The sequence below is a fragment of the Paenibacillus sp. N119s genome (assembly GCF_059447605.1).
On the sequence record NZ_JCAJRU010000132.1, the window covers coordinates 1 to 14,406 of the forward strand.

Below are 14,406 nucleotides of genomic sequence, written 5' to 3' on the forward strand. Positions count from 1 at the left end.
GATAAATTAGCGTGTACGTTCAAGGCATTTTTGACCTTGGCATCCATTGTAGTGTGGCTTGCTTAAGTTTGAAGACACGCCCTAATTGATATTCGCGAAGGATAATGTCTTTACATTCTATTGACAGGCTGTACGGGTCTTTTCAGAGTGCATATAAATTCTCCTTTGTTTGTATTGATATTACGATGATTCGCACTGATTTCCCATAACATTCCTGTATTCATGAACCCCGTCAGGGGTTGTCTGCTGAATTCCCTCTTCGATATCCTTCCCGCAGACCTAAGCTCCATCAGGAACCGCAGCTTGAATATTATGTTATCTGATTCCGTTGTTTTTTTGCGCTTACTTTCATTATCCTCTGTAGTTTTCTTCCATCGCCTTCTTAAACACCTCGATGGGATACTCATATTTTATTGCTTTATAGATGAATCGGTTATTCCATTGATTTCTTTCTATTCCTTCAACAAATTCTCGCTCTATGATTTTCATCGTATAGATAATTTCATTTAATGTTCCTATCACACTTCGATTATTAGTAGTTGTGATAATCATACCTTCATTTTCTTCGATATACCTGCTGATTACTTTTTCTTCGATTTCCTCACTCATTAAATAATTTCTTAGTTCATTAACGAATAACTCTTCTACATTTTTTAATTGTGCCTTTTTAACTCCTACGACCGTTAAACTTAATCTTGATAAGTCATTCATAAATACGATTGTTTTTCTTCTATTCAAAGTGAACATATTTGCATGCCATGTATTTAACGGAACAGATATATCTGTTTTTTGTACTTTACAATCCATTTCTTTTAGCAGTTTTTGTGTCGCTCTTATAACGTACATTATTGTTCTCCTTGTTATTGATTTACAGGTTTGCAATGCTTTCAGATAACGTTTCTGTATTCATGACCCCCGAAGGGGTTGTCTGCTGAAATTCCTTTTCGAATTCCTCCAGCAGACCAAGGCTCCATCGGAGCCGCTACTTAAATATTCTGTTATGAGATGTCAAATTACTCTTCATTGCTTTCACTTTCAAATTTCTTTTCTTGATTTTGCTTAAACGTTCTTCCGTTAACATCTATCCACTCTACAGGGCCTGCTGCTTGACGGCCTAATACTACAGCAGTCGCTGCACTGATACTGGAGAAAATCGCATTCTCATTAAATATATAAAATTCCCCGCCGTCAATCAGAACTCCAGTTTCTATCAATTTGTTTCTCTGCTTGATCCATCCCTCGGAAATTGAACTTGATGTCTGTTTACAGCTTTGAGATCCAGATAGAACTACGTAGCCTTTTTCAGTTTCTATCAATTTAGCAGAAGCTCTTTTGCTTTTTAGCGTGTATATGATATCACTACTAACCGGAGGTGATGAAATTACATTATCATTTGATTGTTTAAGGGTAGAAGGAACCAAGAACATAAAATTAACTACTGGAAAAATCAACTTCATCTGCTCTAAAAAGTATTCCATATCTGAAATATCAGCTTCAGGGAGAGTTGTTAACTCAGGCTGTACAGCATTATCAATTTCGGCTGTTTTCGCATCCTTAGATAAAGAAATAATTCGAGATTCTAAATACTTGATATGAGATTTAGTAAGCATTTCATCCTTGCTTATAAAGGCTACAATTTCGATAAAATCCTTATCTGAATCCGCTAAGTGTTGCTTTAATCTCTTTTTAAGATTCTCTGCTTCACCTATGTATATGCGTTCATTATAGTTGCCGTTGTTAGGTAAAGATTTTAGAATGTAGACTCCTGGTCTATTAAATTCGGGTCGCTCTATGATTTTAGGCAAAGAAGAACGCTGTGAATATAAAGCCTTACCTGACCAATTACCGATTTCAATTGTTCTAGGCCCTGTTTCTGACCCATCCACAAGAAATATAGTTAGTTTTTTTCCCACTCTTGGTTTCCCCTTTAATTTGATTTCTCATAACGTTTCTATATTCATGAACCCCAAAGGGGTTGTCTGCTGAAATCCCTCTCCGAAATCCTTCTCGCAGACCAAGGCTCCAAAGGAGCCGCTGCTTGAATATTGCGTTATATGATGGATATGCTTCTTCGAGATTGCTTACTAACCTGTCCTTTTTCACTTCAATTATTTATTTTAGCTTTGATTCATCTTTTCTCATGTGTTATCATATTCTTAAAGAAAGACCACGTGCGTCAACACTTGGTCAGTACAATTGGCTTGGATGGTTTATCCCTTCTTAAAGCTTTCGGAATAAAAACCCACCTTTGGCGGTCAACCTTGGGGTGGGTTTTTACTTTCTCTTGTTGTTATTGATGTATGTTAAAAGTGCAAGAATGAATGTTCCGAATAATAGCATAAGAGTCATCGCATCTTTCACTTCCATGGTTTCACCTCCTTTCGAAGGGAAACCATACCCACCCAAGATTCAATTGTATCTATATTTTACCTGTATTTACATCTACACACAAGCGTTCTTATCTGTTTTATTGTATTTTCATTCTTTTGATCATACTGCTTTTCATTTCTATCATATAACGTTATGGCATTCACGAACCCTTACTGCCTTAAGCGACCGAAGGGAACGGACGCGATGCGGTTGGCAGTGCAGGGTTGTCCGCCTGATCCTCTTCCTCGAAAACCCTCGGGCGGACCAAGGGACGCGACAGCGTCCCGCAGCGTGAATGCGGTGTTATATGAGGTCATTGCCTTCCTTGATATACCTGTACAAATAATTACCTCCATAAGTTTAAGGATTTCATCTATCTTCCAATTGTTTGAATAATGTATTTAAGCTTTCTTCCACAGTTTGATGTGCTGTATCTATGACTATGTGGTCCCGGTCCCAAACATCATACTCTCGATTTCTGATTTGCTCCCACGTCGGTAGAATAAAGCCTGGAATATCAACTGCGCGCGTTTCTATTCGATTCCTGTGTTCGTCATCGTCAGAGCAAATCACTTCAATTTCAACAAAAGGGATTCCCAGAGAATCCGCTACGTTGCGCCAAGCATGGCGCGTGATTTCGATAGGATTAACTGTATCTGCAATTACATCTAGGCCCAACTGAAGATTCTGCGCTGCAATTGCATAGCACACAATGTAGCCCTCAGGTCCTTCAACGGCTATTCCAACATCCCGCATAGCCTGCTCTACGACATCGACTCGAAGATACGTAGCACTTAGTTCTCTCGCTAAAGCCGATGATAATGTGGTTTTCCCGGTACCAGGCAGTCCACTAAATATATAGAGCAATAAGCTCATCTCCTTCGAGAAAGGCAATTGGTTATTTCGGATTTGCGCTGATTTCATATAACGTTTCTATATTCATGAACCCCAACGGGGTTGTCTGCTGAAATGCCTCTCCTAAATTCATTGCGCAGACCAAGGCTCCATTAGAGCCGCAGCTTGAAAATTATGTTATCCGATTTCAGCGTCTTCCTTGAATTACTTACAACAATCATTTTTTGTTTTTAATCACCAAACTGATAGTCTTGTCCTTGTATCATTTTCATCAGTTATATATTCCAGAGATTTATATCCCTTTCTCTTTATGTGATCATATAAGTCCTCAAGTTTTTCAAGGTCTTTGCAGTAAACTGTTATGTACACGCTATCAATCACAAGAAGAATAATCTGACACTCACTCGCAATATATTCTTCATATGACATTACATCTATTATATTTGCTCCTTTTGGATACGCCTTTAAATTCGCAAATATTAAGTAGTACTTGTTGTAATCAATAATCTTTTTAAGATCTTCTCCATCCATTCCAGTAACCATGTCTGGAAAGAGACTACCCCCTAAAGTATCATCAACAATAAAATATGACTCTTCTCCACCAATAAACCAACTGAAAGTAGTTATATCTATTGGCTTTAAAATCTCTCCAAGATGGTTTCCATAAGAATTTGGAATTTCAAAACTTATGCCTCTATTCATTTATTCACCCACTTCACGCTGATTTCTGATAACGTTCAGGCATTCACGAACCCTCACTGCCTTAAGCGACCAACGCGAGCGGCCGCGATGCGGTTTGGCAGTGCAGGGTTGTCCGCCTGTTCATCTTCCCTGAAAATCCTCGGGCGGACCAAGGGGCGCGACAGCGACCCACAGCGTGAATGTTTTGTTATCGGATGTCAATACCTTCCTCGAATCTCTAAAAATCTTGGAGTCAGTTTCGCTTTTGTTTTTATATCTTATAGTTTTCTGGCCTTTATCACAAAAGTTACTGGAAGCATTTTTGCTCTTTTTGCCATATCGCTGTTATCATCCCGCGATTGCATAAACTCATGATCAGATTCCTCAATCATTAGCTCAATTACAAACCCTGCTTTCGCAAGCGCATTTACATAGGTTGATAGCATACGGTCCGCTAACAATAGCTCACCTTCATCAACTGCTACCGGATACCACCCTTCATTAAAGTAACTCTTATTAATTACAAACCTATCATTTTCTGTAGTGACCCATCTGTGTATAGGGTGAGACCAACTGAAAGTAAATAGCCCGTCTTTTTTTAGGTAAGAAGATATTCGTCGAAAGGTACCCTCAAGATCGGTGGTCCAACCTATGGCATAAATTGAATAAACATAGTCAAAATAATCCGTCGGGATGCCGCATTCTTCTTCCATGGGAGAACATATCAATTTTGCTGCTATTCCACATGATTTCAAATGTTGCGCTGCCTTTTCAATTTGTCTTTCTGAAATGTCCACAGCCCATAGTTCAGATACGTTTCGTTCCCCTTGATATTGCAAGGATTGACCATTTCCGCAGCCGATCTCCAGCAGTTTTTTTCCTGAGATATCACCAAAGAGCTGGCACTTTTCTTCTGAGATAAATGCTCCATAATTGGGGAGCACGATTGCTTTTAAGAAGTCATTGCCTTTGGTATCCCAATATAGGCTGTTTGTTTTATGAACAACATTCTTTTTTAAGTCTTCCGAGCTGCCGACACCATTTTCCCCATCAACAATAATGTTTCTTCTATTTAATGAATTCTTGTCCATGAAGACACCTTCTCTTTGTAGATATTTATATCTGAGCATTTCAGATTTGCATTAATTTCCGATAACGTTTCTGTATTCATGAACCCCGAAGGGGTTGTCTGAGGAAATCCCTCTCCGATATCCATCCCACAGACCAAGGCTCCGAAAGGAGTCGCAGCGTGAATATTATGTTATGAGATGTCATTGACCTCTTCGAATTAACCCCAAAATAGTCCGTTATGCCCTTCGTCCACAATCTTTAACTGTGTTTCAAAATCTTCATTCGGTTCGATATCATCTATGAAATGCCACTTCCCTTTACTATCCTGCCAATATATTTTCCATTCATTTTCACCTAATCTAAACTGAGCTACTGGCTTCTGCACCCATTGATCACTTTTGAATCCTTGTCTTTCTTCGATCAATGTCACGTGATTTCCTCTGATCTTATAACTAATTCTTATTTGGCTTTTCACATGTTCTGGTATTGCATTTTTTGTGTATTTGTCCATGATCTTCATAATCCGCTTCTTCGTAAAGTCATCCATGGTTTCTGTCTCTCCTGCCTTGATCCGTTTTACTCTATTTATATCACAATGATGTCTCATAACGTTGCCGTATTCACGACGTCCGTTCCCCTTAGATAGCTCCTATCTTAGAGAATGGATGTGTCCACCTGAAATTCTCCAATGAAATGCCTCTGGTGGACCGTGGGCCGAATGGCCCAATGCGTGAATATTGTGTTATGTGCTGTACCGCTCTACCAAGCTATACCTACTAATCTCTTAATTCCTTATCTGGTACTCATATATTTTTGTTTCATCATCACTTATTGAATATCCCTTACCGATGTGCCTCCAGTTATTCCTTTCATAATAATCAGTTAAATCAGTACACAAATATAGTTTTTCATATCCCTTAAGCCTTACTTGGTCTATTGCGTGATTCTGAAGTTGAGTCCCTATGTTCTTCCCCCTAAATTCAGGTTCAACAAAAAGACAAGCAAGCCAAGGAAAGAGATCTTGTCTACTATTCAAGTCACTTCTTAGCAGTGCATAAGATCCGATGATCTTGTTATCCACTGCCGCTATATAAAATCTAGGAATATTACTCTGTGTTTCACAAGATCTTTCGATACAATCTCGATAGAAATTGAAATTTGAATCTGAACCCCATTGTTTCCAAAAGTAATCTACTGCTTTCGTTAGCAATTCTGGTTTTTCTCTAATATCAAAAATTTGGATCATATTATTCTCCTATTCTTTGATGAATTTGCTCTAGCGGTATTGCACATAACGTTCCTGTATTCACGACGTCCCACCAACTTAAGCCCCGTTAGGGGCGACCGCGATGCGGTTAGTCGGTGCGGATGTGTCCAGCTGGATATGCTTCCTTGCTACTGCCAATTGCTCCTTGAATCCACTACTAACTCCTGCTGGATCGAGGGGCGAGTGCCCCGAAGCGTGAATAAATTGTTATCAGATGCCGGCACTACTTTAGAATATACCTTCAGACATTAAATATTTATTTCTTACGTTCCCAGCAACGGGGTAAAATCATTTCATTTATTATTTGGGGGTTATCAGGATCACCTGTACCAATAAATATTTTTCCCGGTTCCCAATCTCTTATTATTTTTTTAATTAATTTTGTAGCTTGTGCTCTAACACTTGGTACTGAATCGATAAATATAGATTCGTCAAAATTATCACAAACAAAATGAAGTGTTTGGTTCTTGCATCGATGTAAACTTCCAGAATAGATTATTTCATTCTGTAAAAACATAGTTATAGCTAATGATGGTTGTTCAGGATTGATATAAATTGTACAAATCGAATCCTGTTCCCAAGATCTACTGTTTAACTTCTTAACAAGACCACCATTAATAGTATTGCTATAACTATTATTGCAACATGGACAATATTCAATTTCTAAAGGACTATCAATTAATACTAATTTAATTTCTTTACCTAACCATGATATTTCCTCTAGAACTTTATCTATTAATTTATCCATTGGCCCATCTAGCAAGTGATAAACACGTTCAAATTCAATTTTCTCGTTTTCCCATTGAAAGATTAGTCTTAGGGAGTGAACCTTATCATAATCTCCATAAGCATTTAATACCGCAAGCACTTTTGTATTATCTTGGGAAGCTTCATGAACAAAAGCTTCCCAAGATATTTTAAAATCTCGAATTTCTGATTCTGTTAATTCAGTATGATTCTCATCATATAACTGTGGTCTATGATGAGAATCATGATCTCTTACGCATAGAACAGCCAAATTGCTTTCGACTGTATTAGAATTATCACCATCAATGTGATGAAAGTGAAATCCCTGTCCTCTTTTCTTACATACGCAACAAACACCTGCATTTTTTTGTATTAAGATTTCTTTTAATTCTCTCTTTGGAGATTTTCTCATTTGAATTATTTATCCTCTTTTCTTTGGCCGGTTTCTGATAACGTTCCTGTATTCACGAACCCCGAAGGGGTTGTCTGCTGAAATGCCTCTCCGAAATCCATCCGCAGACCAAGGCTCCAAGGGAGCCACAGCGTAAATATTATGTTATATGATGGAAATGCTTCTTCGAAATTGCTTACTATTCTGCTCTTTATCATTATTCTCTTTATTTTGATTCATCTTTTCAAATGTGTTATCATATTATTAATAAAGACCAAGTGCTGCGAACACTTGGTCAATACAATTGGCTTGGATGGTTAATCCCTTCTTAAGTCAAGTTAGGACAAAAACCCACCTTCGGCTGTCAACCTTGGGGTGGGTTTTTACTTTCTCTTGTTGTTATTGATATACGTTAAAAGTGCAAGAATGAATGTTCCGAATAACAGCATTAGAGTCATCGCATCTTTCACTTCCATGGTTTCACCTCCTTTCGAAGGGAAACCATACCCACCCAAGATTCAATTGTATCTATATTTTACCTGTTCTTACATCTGCGCACAAGCGTTCTTATCTGCTTTCTTGCATTTTCCCTTTTCTATTTTGTTGCCCATCATTTCTATCATATAACGTTCCTGTATTCATGGCGTCCGACGAAGTCGGATGTATCTGCTGAAATACCTTCCCGAAATGCATCCAGCAGACCAAGGCTCTGTGAGGAGCCGCTGCTTGAATATTATGTTAAGTGAAGTTACGGGTTTGATCTCTTGACTTCAACTTTGTGTTTCAAATTTCTTGAAAATTCTTGTGCAGAATTTTGGACATTTCCTGTGTACTCTATCTCAGTTGCCAATTCAAAAATATAGTCCTCTAAAATTTCTTTTAATTCATCTCCACTGCAAGTAACTTCTTCTCCTAAAAAGTATGTAATGACAGCTTCTTGCTGAGTGTCAAAAGTTAATTGCCATATCTCTTTACATTTCTCTTCTGCTCTATCCATCAATACACGTAAAGCATTTTCAGCATGATTCACTGAGTCAATTGCTTCATCTAATTCATCATCATTGATATGCCCTTCTTGTGTTATCTCCATCCAACTAGCTGGATAAAAACACTCAAGACTTTCATCTAAGTTTGAGTTCAAATCCGAAAGCCTGCTCCAATATTCGCAAAAATCAATATACTCGGCGGTAACCATTTCAATTGCCTCTATCCAATCTTCCTTCTTATTAAAATCAAAAGGATAACTTCGATGCTTCATTCCAAGTACATGATTCAGTTGCATTATTTTTTCTTGTTGGTCTTTTGAAATAAACATGATTATTTGCCTCCGTAAATAAGAGTTTAGTAATTTCACTTAACGTTCCTGTATTCATGACGTCCGACGAATGTCGGATGTGTCTGCTGAAATGCCTCCTTGAAATTCATCTCGCAGACCAAGGCTCCATAAGAGTCGTAGCTTGAATATCATGTTATCTGATGTCGAGGTCTTCTCTGAGATACATAAATAATTCAATTTAGTTTAATCCTAATAGAAGTTCTCTAAGAGCTCTACTATATTCCTCCCTAAAATCAGCATATTTTTTTGTCTTCAATAGTTCGGGAATCTGACAATCTTCAATTAATATCGGGACAACCTTCACCATTCCAGCTTCGATCTCATCCCAATATTTAGAGTACCATTCTTCTTGAACCCATCTTGATTCTACAGAGTTTTTTGATAGAATCACCAAAACATATTCACTTTCTTTCAAAGCAATACTTATACTTCTCGGAATTGACTCCCCTACTTTAATACGCCATTCATCTAACCAAGGATTATATCCTGCTTCGGCTAAATCAGTTGCTATTAATCTAGCAATGGTTTTATCCTTAGAAGAATGTGAGATAAAGACCTTTCTTCCATTGCTATTTGATAATAACCTCGTTTTAAAATATCTATCCGAAAATAATGATTCAATAAATATAAATTCCGTTAGCAAATCTGTTTTAGTTTTCTCATCCTTTACTTTTACTTTTGAATATTTTATATCAAATAATATCTGTTCTATTTCACCTTGTCTTCTTAATAAGTCTTTTGTTGTAACTTCCCTTAAATTTTTCACTGGAATCTCGTATTCATTAGCATAGAGGGGACTACCCATACACACATATCCAATATGCTTACCTGAATCTCTAAAATCGTCATCATCTAAATAACCAACTCGGCCTTTGAATTTCCCAGCTTTAATAAAAACTGATGAACCGTAATATAGCATCAACAAGCCCTCTCCTTTTCTATCTTCGCCACGATTTCAGATAACGTCTTATTTACGAACTTCAGAAAAAATGTTCTCTTCGTCATATTCACGAACTTCGTGAATCCTGCACTTTTCTCCTTATTCCCGCACTTTCTGCGTTTCAATCCTCCAGCCCGCTCATCCGATCCAATGGACTTTGAATCCGCCCAATGTCCCGTCTGCTCACATGTGTATACCGCTCCGTCGTTCGCACACTCTGATGCCCTAGCAGTTCCTGAATATAGCGAAGATCAATCCCATTCTCCAGCAAGTGGGTCGCAAAGGAATGCCTTAGCGAATGGATACTCACCTGTTTGCGAATGCCAGCTTCAGCCAGCGCTTTTTCAAACACTTTCTGCGCTGAACGTTCCGTCAGGTAGCGGCCTTCCCTCTGCCCTGGAAACAGCCAGTCTGCTGGCTGCTCCACCCCTATATACTGCTCGACCACCGCAAAAGCCGCTTCGGATAGCAGCGTTTGCCGATCCTTCCTGCCCTTTCCCTGACGAACTTTCAGTACTTTCCGTTCACGGTCGCAGTCTTCAAGACGCAACCTCACCACTTCGCTTACCCGCAGCCCGGATGTATACGTCAGGTACAGAATAGCCTTATGCTTTAGATTTTTCACTGCTTTCAACAGACGCATAACCTCATTCAGGGACAGCACATCTGGCAGTTTACTCTCCTTTTTCGGACGAACATAGGCGGCGGATTTGGGCTGCTTTAGCACATGGCGAAAGTAAAATTTCAGCGCGCTGATCGCTTGGTTAACATAAGCGTGCGAAAGGCCTTTTTCGAGCAGCGCCAACGCATATTTTTGCACCGTCGCATCATTTATGCTTGCTTCGGTCCCTTGCAATCTTGCAAAAAAGCGTTCCGTTTGCGATATGTATGCTTTAATCGTCTTGCTGCTGTAGCCCCTTGCCACCAATGCATCGCGCATTTCTTGCCGCTGATCCGGGTTCCATTCACCTCGTTCCGAAGAAGAGGGAACCGCATTAGCCTGCGTGTCCCGCCGATCCAGCCATTCCCGAATGAACGGCAGCTCTTTATTCAAGCGCTCGTCGCACTCGAACTTGCAGCTCCGATACGCTTCCAACATGCTTTCTACAGCCAAGATACTGCAAGGAATGGTCCATATTTTTTCGTCTGGAGCCCATTTCCTGCCTGGTATGGATCGAATCCCTTCTCGCTCCTTGACTCCGTATCGCTCCAACCGTACGCCGATCGTTTTTTCATCCCGATAAAGTAGGTTTATCTTCATCTCACTTGCCTCCTTAGTATATCAGCCGTTCAAAAAATTGGAAATCTAATTTTACACAAAAAAAGGGAGTTAAGATGGATATTCATCTTAACTCCCTGATTCTTTCAGAGTGAATTATTGATCCATTAAGTCCAATTTTCATCATCATAAAGTGTCTTGCCTTTACTTGTCCAGTTCTTCCGTCACATCACCGAAGAAACAAAAGAATAGCCTGATTATTTTATTAAGAAAATAAGGATAAGCCGCTAAAAAGCCCGCGCTGATCGCGGGCTTTGCTGTATATTTAGTTAAAATCATGCCTAGTAGACTTGTTACTCAACTTTAAACTGTTTTAATTCGTCTTGCAGCTTAGTGGACAATTGGTTTAATTGTTTGGATAGTTCAGCAACCTGATCGAAGCTCTCCAATTGTTCCTGTGTGCTGGCGCTGACCTCTTCGGTTGAAGCTGAATTTTCTTCGGTGGTGGAAGAGATGATTTCTAGCGCCTGCAAAATCTCATCTTTGTGCTTGTGAACTTTGGAGGTGTTGGTGCTGATCTGGATCATTCGTAATTTCAAATCTTCCAAATCCTTGTTAATGCTAAAGAACACTTGCTTCGTGTCCTCTACCGATCTCGCATTTTCTTCTGCGATTTTCAGACCGTGAACGGTATGCTCAACCGATACACTGGTTTTTTCTTCGATGACACGGACCTTCTTGTAGATTTCCTGTGTCGCCAGCGCCGTCTGCTCAGCCAGCTTGCGAACCTCTCCGGCAACCACAGCAAACCCTTTGCCCTGTTCTCCTGCACGTGCAGCTTCAATGGAAGCATTGAGCGCCAGCAGGTTGGTCTGTGTTGCAATTTGGTTGACCGTATCCACAATGCCTGAAATCTCATGACGGCTCAGATCGATATCCTGAATAATAGCCGACATCGCCTGTGTGGAATTATGATTTTCCTCCGCCCATTTGGATAGCTGGTCTACTACTGCAAGTCCTTGTCCGCTTTGTTCGGCCGAAGTTTGTACCATCGATTCGATGGCTTTGGTATCATTGGCAATTTCGTCAATTTGGCCGGATAAGGCTCCGGTTTTTTGTAAAATGTTATCCGTCTCGATGGATTGGTAGTTTGTCGCATTGGCAATTTCATTAATTGCTGTCGCAGTATCGTTCATCGTGATTGCGGTTCTAGAAGAAATGGATTGCAAATCGTGAGAAGACTGATTCAAGACTTGAGCTGAATTTCCCACCATTTGGAGCATGCCTTGAATTTTTTGAACCATATTGTAAACCCCTTGAGAAATTTGCCCGATTTCGTTATAGGAATTCGTATCAAACTGAACGGTCAAATCTCCATTTTCAATCAGCTTGATTTTGGCGAGCAATTTCGGAATGGATCTCAGCAGGTAACGGAGCGATATATAACAAATTACAACCAGCAGGATGGTGGCTGCGGCAAAACCGCCAATTGTAATCCAGGTAAAGGTTCTTAATTCTGAGAGCGCCTCTTGTTCAGAAATGGTTAAGCCTACGGACCACCCCGTATCTTTACTGGTTGCGTACCCGATATAGCGACGTTCGCCATTATCATTAATTAGCTGTACTCCAGACTCGCCAGCAACCATTTTCTTACCGATCTCGCCAAGATCACCTGTGCTTTCGTTAATCTTTTCTTTCAGCACTTTATTTTGATCAGGGTGATACAAAATATCACCTGTTTTGGACGCAAGGATCGAATAGCCTGTGCTTCCAAGCGAATAGCTTTGCATAACAGCAGGAATGTCTTTGAAAGCAATATCGACAGCAGCAAATCCGATTAATTGATTACTGCTATCTTTGATCGGATAGAAAATGCCCATGACTACATTCCCCGAGTTGACGTCCTTATAGGGTTCTGAGTAGTATAAGCCATCTGCTTCAACAGCTGGCTTGAAGTATGGGCGTGTATGGATATCGAAATCCGGTTTGGAAGAAGCACCATCATTCTGAAGAAAGAAGCCTTTGCCATGTATCCCTGCAATCCAGGCGTCGGCAAAAGATGGCTCTTCCTTGACAATGGCTGCCAGAGTCGCTTCAGTTTCCGCAGCATGTGGGGAAGTTTTCACCGTCTCTGCTGATTCGGTGGTTTCTATATATTGTCTAAACAAAGTGTTGGTTGACATTTGTTTGACTAGCGAGCCCTTTTCCTTAAATAATGCGTCAAATTGACTGACAGTGGCCTGCGTCTTGGTCTGGAGCATGGCCTCTTGTTGCTTGACAAGCATGCTTTGCGTGCTCGCATACATGAACGTCCCCAAGGTTGCAAAGACGACAACGATAATGACTAACAAGACCATAGCCAATGTGTTAGCGATACTGGATGATCTGAATTCGCGCTTCTTCATATTTTGTGACATGCTGCCATCTCCCCGAGGAATATTGAGCGAAAAGCTCTTAGATAATATGTCGGAAATTCGCAGCTGTTTTAATAGGTTTTTAGTATTTACAATTTAAGGTTTTGCTATCTGATTCCTCATAGATTTCCTCCCAACCTGTTCGGTAACTCTAGCAAAAGATTAGGGTAGCACAAAGAGCCTCCGTCAGGCGCAGGCTCTTTACTAAAAGCTATGTATGAGAACGTAGGGTTTTGCGGACTTAAAGTGTACGAGCGATCAAGTAAGCTCAAACCCTTTATTCTCTGTCGTTAGCCTAGCTGCATCGTTGTAATACATGTATCGTCTTTCTCATATGTAGAGAATTCCGTTTCAGCCGTTTTACCTTCATGATTGACGCTAATGCGGTAGGTTTTATCCCTTGGTAGCCATAGATCAATAAAACCATTGGGTTGTGATTTCATAGCAGCATTCTCCATAATGACATTCCCTCCGGAGTCGTGAACGGTCACATTGAATTCTCCGTTTTTTATTTCACCTTGGCAGCCGGTTAGACTATGAGTTGCACAAGGGTGGGTCTGGTCTACATATGGCGCAATCGAAACAAAAAACTCGTTGTCAGGCAAATCATAAGTTATGGGTTGTGTATGGCCTCCATTAACAATTAACTGACTGGAATTAATGGAAGCGGATTGTCCTGTTGCCTTGCCTGCGCTGAAATCATGCACCAATTGCTTGATATCTGTTGTCCCAAGCTTGTCCGCTCCTTCTTTCTGCATATTTCCTGCAATCAGGTACGTGCCTAATGCCGCAACAACCAACCCTGAAGCGACCAAAATTCCTTTTTTCATCTGGAGTTCATCTCCTTGTCCGTTTTAAATCATTATAATAGAGAATGCGCCGTAACGGACAAAATACGGCAATGAAGTCACCAGATATTCACATCTTTGCTTGTTTATCCAGACGTATTGGCATCACATTAGACCCAGAAGCAAAACAACATAGACAGCATGGAGTAATGCAAAATACTGAAGTGCCCTCTGCAACTACGAGGTTATGAATAGATTATATCCTACTATAAATATGCTACAATTTCAGAGTAGAACCTGATTTTGAGAACTTGAGCATTGATTCTA

General features: G+C 40.0%; 15 protein-coding genes. All 15 read right to left on the reverse strand.

Annotated features, from left to right (window positions below):
* Positions 1-351 precede the first annotated feature (351 nt).
* The gene (locus AC5V8P_RS15495; protein ID WP_064795954.1) at positions 352-846 is read right to left on the reverse strand and encodes a DUF6933 domain-containing protein; all 495 of its coding nucleotides are present in this window, start codon (positions 844-846) and stop codon (positions 352-354) included.
* A gap of 167 nt (positions 847-1,013) precedes the next feature.
* The gene (locus AC5V8P_RS15500; protein ID WP_064795953.1) at positions 1,014-1,913 is read right to left on the reverse strand and encodes a GIY-YIG nuclease family protein; all 900 of its coding nucleotides are present in this window, start codon (positions 1,911-1,913) and stop codon (positions 1,014-1,016) included.
* A gap of 361 nt (positions 1,914-2,274) precedes the next feature.
* The gene (comI, locus tag AC5V8P_RS15505) at positions 2,275-2,367 is read right to left on the reverse strand and encodes a competence inhibitor ComI (RefSeq protein WP_007431380.1); all 93 of its coding nucleotides are present in this window, start codon (positions 2,365-2,367) and stop codon (positions 2,275-2,277) included.
* 372 nt (positions 2,368-2,739) lie between these two features.
* On the reverse strand, positions 2,740-3,237 hold the full coding sequence (locus AC5V8P_RS15510; protein WP_064795952.1) for a P-loop nucleotide/nucleoside kinase family protein: 498 nt from the start codon (positions 3,235-3,237) through the stop codon (positions 2,740-2,742).
* 222 nt (positions 3,238-3,459) lie between these two features.
* Positions 3,460-3,927, reverse strand: a complete 468-nt coding sequence (locus tag AC5V8P_RS15515; protein WP_064795951.1) for a DUF2691 family protein — start codon at positions 3,925-3,927, stop codon at positions 3,460-3,462.
* A gap of 257 nt (positions 3,928-4,184) precedes the next feature.
* Positions 4,185-4,997, reverse strand: coding sequence for a class I SAM-dependent methyltransferase (locus AC5V8P_RS15520; RefSeq protein ID WP_064795950.1), 813 nt, complete (start codon positions 4,995-4,997; stop codon positions 4,185-4,187).
* Positions 4,998-5,194: 197 nt separating this feature from the next.
* Positions 5,195-5,524 carry a DUF3024 domain-containing protein gene (locus AC5V8P_RS15525; protein ID WP_231116768.1) on the reverse strand — a complete coding sequence of 110 codons (330 nt, stop codon included), beginning with the start codon at positions 5,522-5,524 and terminating at the stop codon, positions 5,195-5,197.
* 237 nt (positions 5,525-5,761) lie between these two features.
* Positions 5,762-6,223: a GNAT family N-acetyltransferase gene (locus AC5V8P_RS15530; RefSeq protein WP_196771816.1), complete on the reverse strand. Its 462-nt coding sequence runs from the start codon at positions 6,221-6,223 to the stop codon at positions 5,762-5,764.
* A gap of 277 nt (positions 6,224-6,500) precedes the next feature.
* A complete protein-coding gene (locus AC5V8P_RS15535; protein ID WP_064795949.1) occupies positions 6,501-7,403 on the reverse strand; it encodes an HNH endonuclease signature motif containing protein in 903 nt (300 codons plus the stop codon).
* Positions 7,404-7,765: 362 nt separating this feature from the next.
* Positions 7,766-7,858, reverse strand: coding sequence for a competence inhibitor ComI (gene comI / locus AC5V8P_RS15540; RefSeq protein ID WP_007431380.1), 93 nt, complete (start codon positions 7,856-7,858; stop codon positions 7,766-7,768).
* Between the two features lie 272 nt (positions 7,859-8,130).
* Complete coding sequence (locus AC5V8P_RS15545) at positions 8,131-8,697, reverse strand: hypothetical protein (protein WP_064795948.1); 567 nt, start codon at positions 8,695-8,697, stop codon at positions 8,131-8,133.
* 199 nt (positions 8,698-8,896) lie between these two features.
* Positions 8,897-9,637, reverse strand: a complete 741-nt coding sequence (locus tag AC5V8P_RS15550; protein ID WP_064795947.1) for a toll/interleukin-1 receptor domain-containing protein — start codon at positions 9,635-9,637, stop codon at positions 8,897-8,899.
* A gap of 142 nt (positions 9,638-9,779) precedes the next feature.
* Positions 9,780-10,919, reverse strand: coding sequence for a site-specific tyrosine recombinase/integron integrase (xerA, locus tag AC5V8P_RS15555; RefSeq protein WP_081276742.1), 1,140 nt, complete (start codon positions 10,917-10,919; stop codon positions 9,780-9,782).
* Positions 10,920-11,230: 311 nt separating this feature from the next.
* Entirely contained in the window at positions 11,231-13,294 is a 2,064-nt protein-coding gene (locus tag AC5V8P_RS15560) for a methyl-accepting chemotaxis protein (RefSeq protein WP_064795946.1), read from the reverse strand.
* A 287-nt stretch (positions 13,295-13,581) separates the two neighbouring features.
* Positions 13,582-14,121 carry a CueP family metal-binding protein gene (locus AC5V8P_RS15565; protein WP_064795945.1) on the reverse strand — a complete coding sequence of 180 codons (540 nt, stop codon included), beginning with the start codon at positions 14,119-14,121 and terminating at the stop codon, positions 13,582-13,584.
* Positions 14,122-14,406 lie beyond the last annotated feature (285 nt).

Excerpts from the sequence above, each read along its gene's own strand:
- AC5V8P_RS15560 (WP_064795946.1), bottom strand. The coding sequence starts at position 13,294 with ATGTCACAAAATATGAAGAAGCGCGAATTCAGATCATCCAGTATCGCT.
- AC5V8P_RS15515 (WP_064795951.1), bottom strand. The coding sequence starts at position 3,927 with ATGAATAGAGGCATAAGTTTTGAAATTCCAAATTCTTATGGAAACCAT.
- AC5V8P_RS15545 (WP_064795948.1), bottom strand. The coding sequence starts at position 8,697 with ATGTTTATTTCAAAAGACCAACAAGAAAAAATAATGCAACTGAATCAT.
- AC5V8P_RS15530 (WP_196771816.1), bottom strand. The coding sequence starts at position 6,223 with ATGATCCAAATTTTTGATATTAGAGAAAAACCAGAATTGCTAACGAAA.
- AC5V8P_RS15495 (WP_064795954.1), bottom strand. The coding sequence starts at position 846 with ATGTACGTTATAAGAGCGACACAAAAACTGCTAAAAGAAATGGATTGT.
- AC5V8P_RS15525 (WP_231116768.1), bottom strand. The coding sequence starts at position 5,524 with ATGGATGACTTTACGAAGAAGCGGATTATGAAGATCATGGACAAATAC.
- AC5V8P_RS15565 (WP_064795945.1), bottom strand. The coding sequence starts at position 14,121 with ATGAAAAAAGGAATTTTGGTCGCTTCAGGGTTGGTTGTTGCGGCATTA.
- xerA (WP_081276742.1), bottom strand. The coding sequence starts at position 10,919 with ATGAAGATAAACCTACTTTATCGGGATGAAAAAACGATCGGCGTACGG.
- comI (WP_007431380.1), bottom strand. The coding sequence starts at position 2,367 with ATGGAAGTGAAAGATGCGATGACTCTTATGCTATTATTCGGAACATTC.
- AC5V8P_RS15520 (WP_064795950.1), bottom strand. The coding sequence starts at position 4,997 with ATGGACAAGAATTCATTAAATAGAAGAAACATTATTGTTGATGGGGAA.
- AC5V8P_RS15535 (WP_064795949.1), bottom strand. The coding sequence starts at position 7,403 with ATGAGAAAATCTCCAAAGAGAGAATTAAAAGAAATCTTAATACAAAAA.
- comI (WP_007431380.1), bottom strand. The coding sequence starts at position 7,858 with ATGGAAGTGAAAGATGCGATGACTCTAATGCTGTTATTCGGAACATTC.
- AC5V8P_RS15550 (WP_064795947.1), bottom strand. The coding sequence starts at position 9,637 with ATGCTATATTACGGTTCATCAGTTTTTATTAAAGCTGGGAAATTCAAA.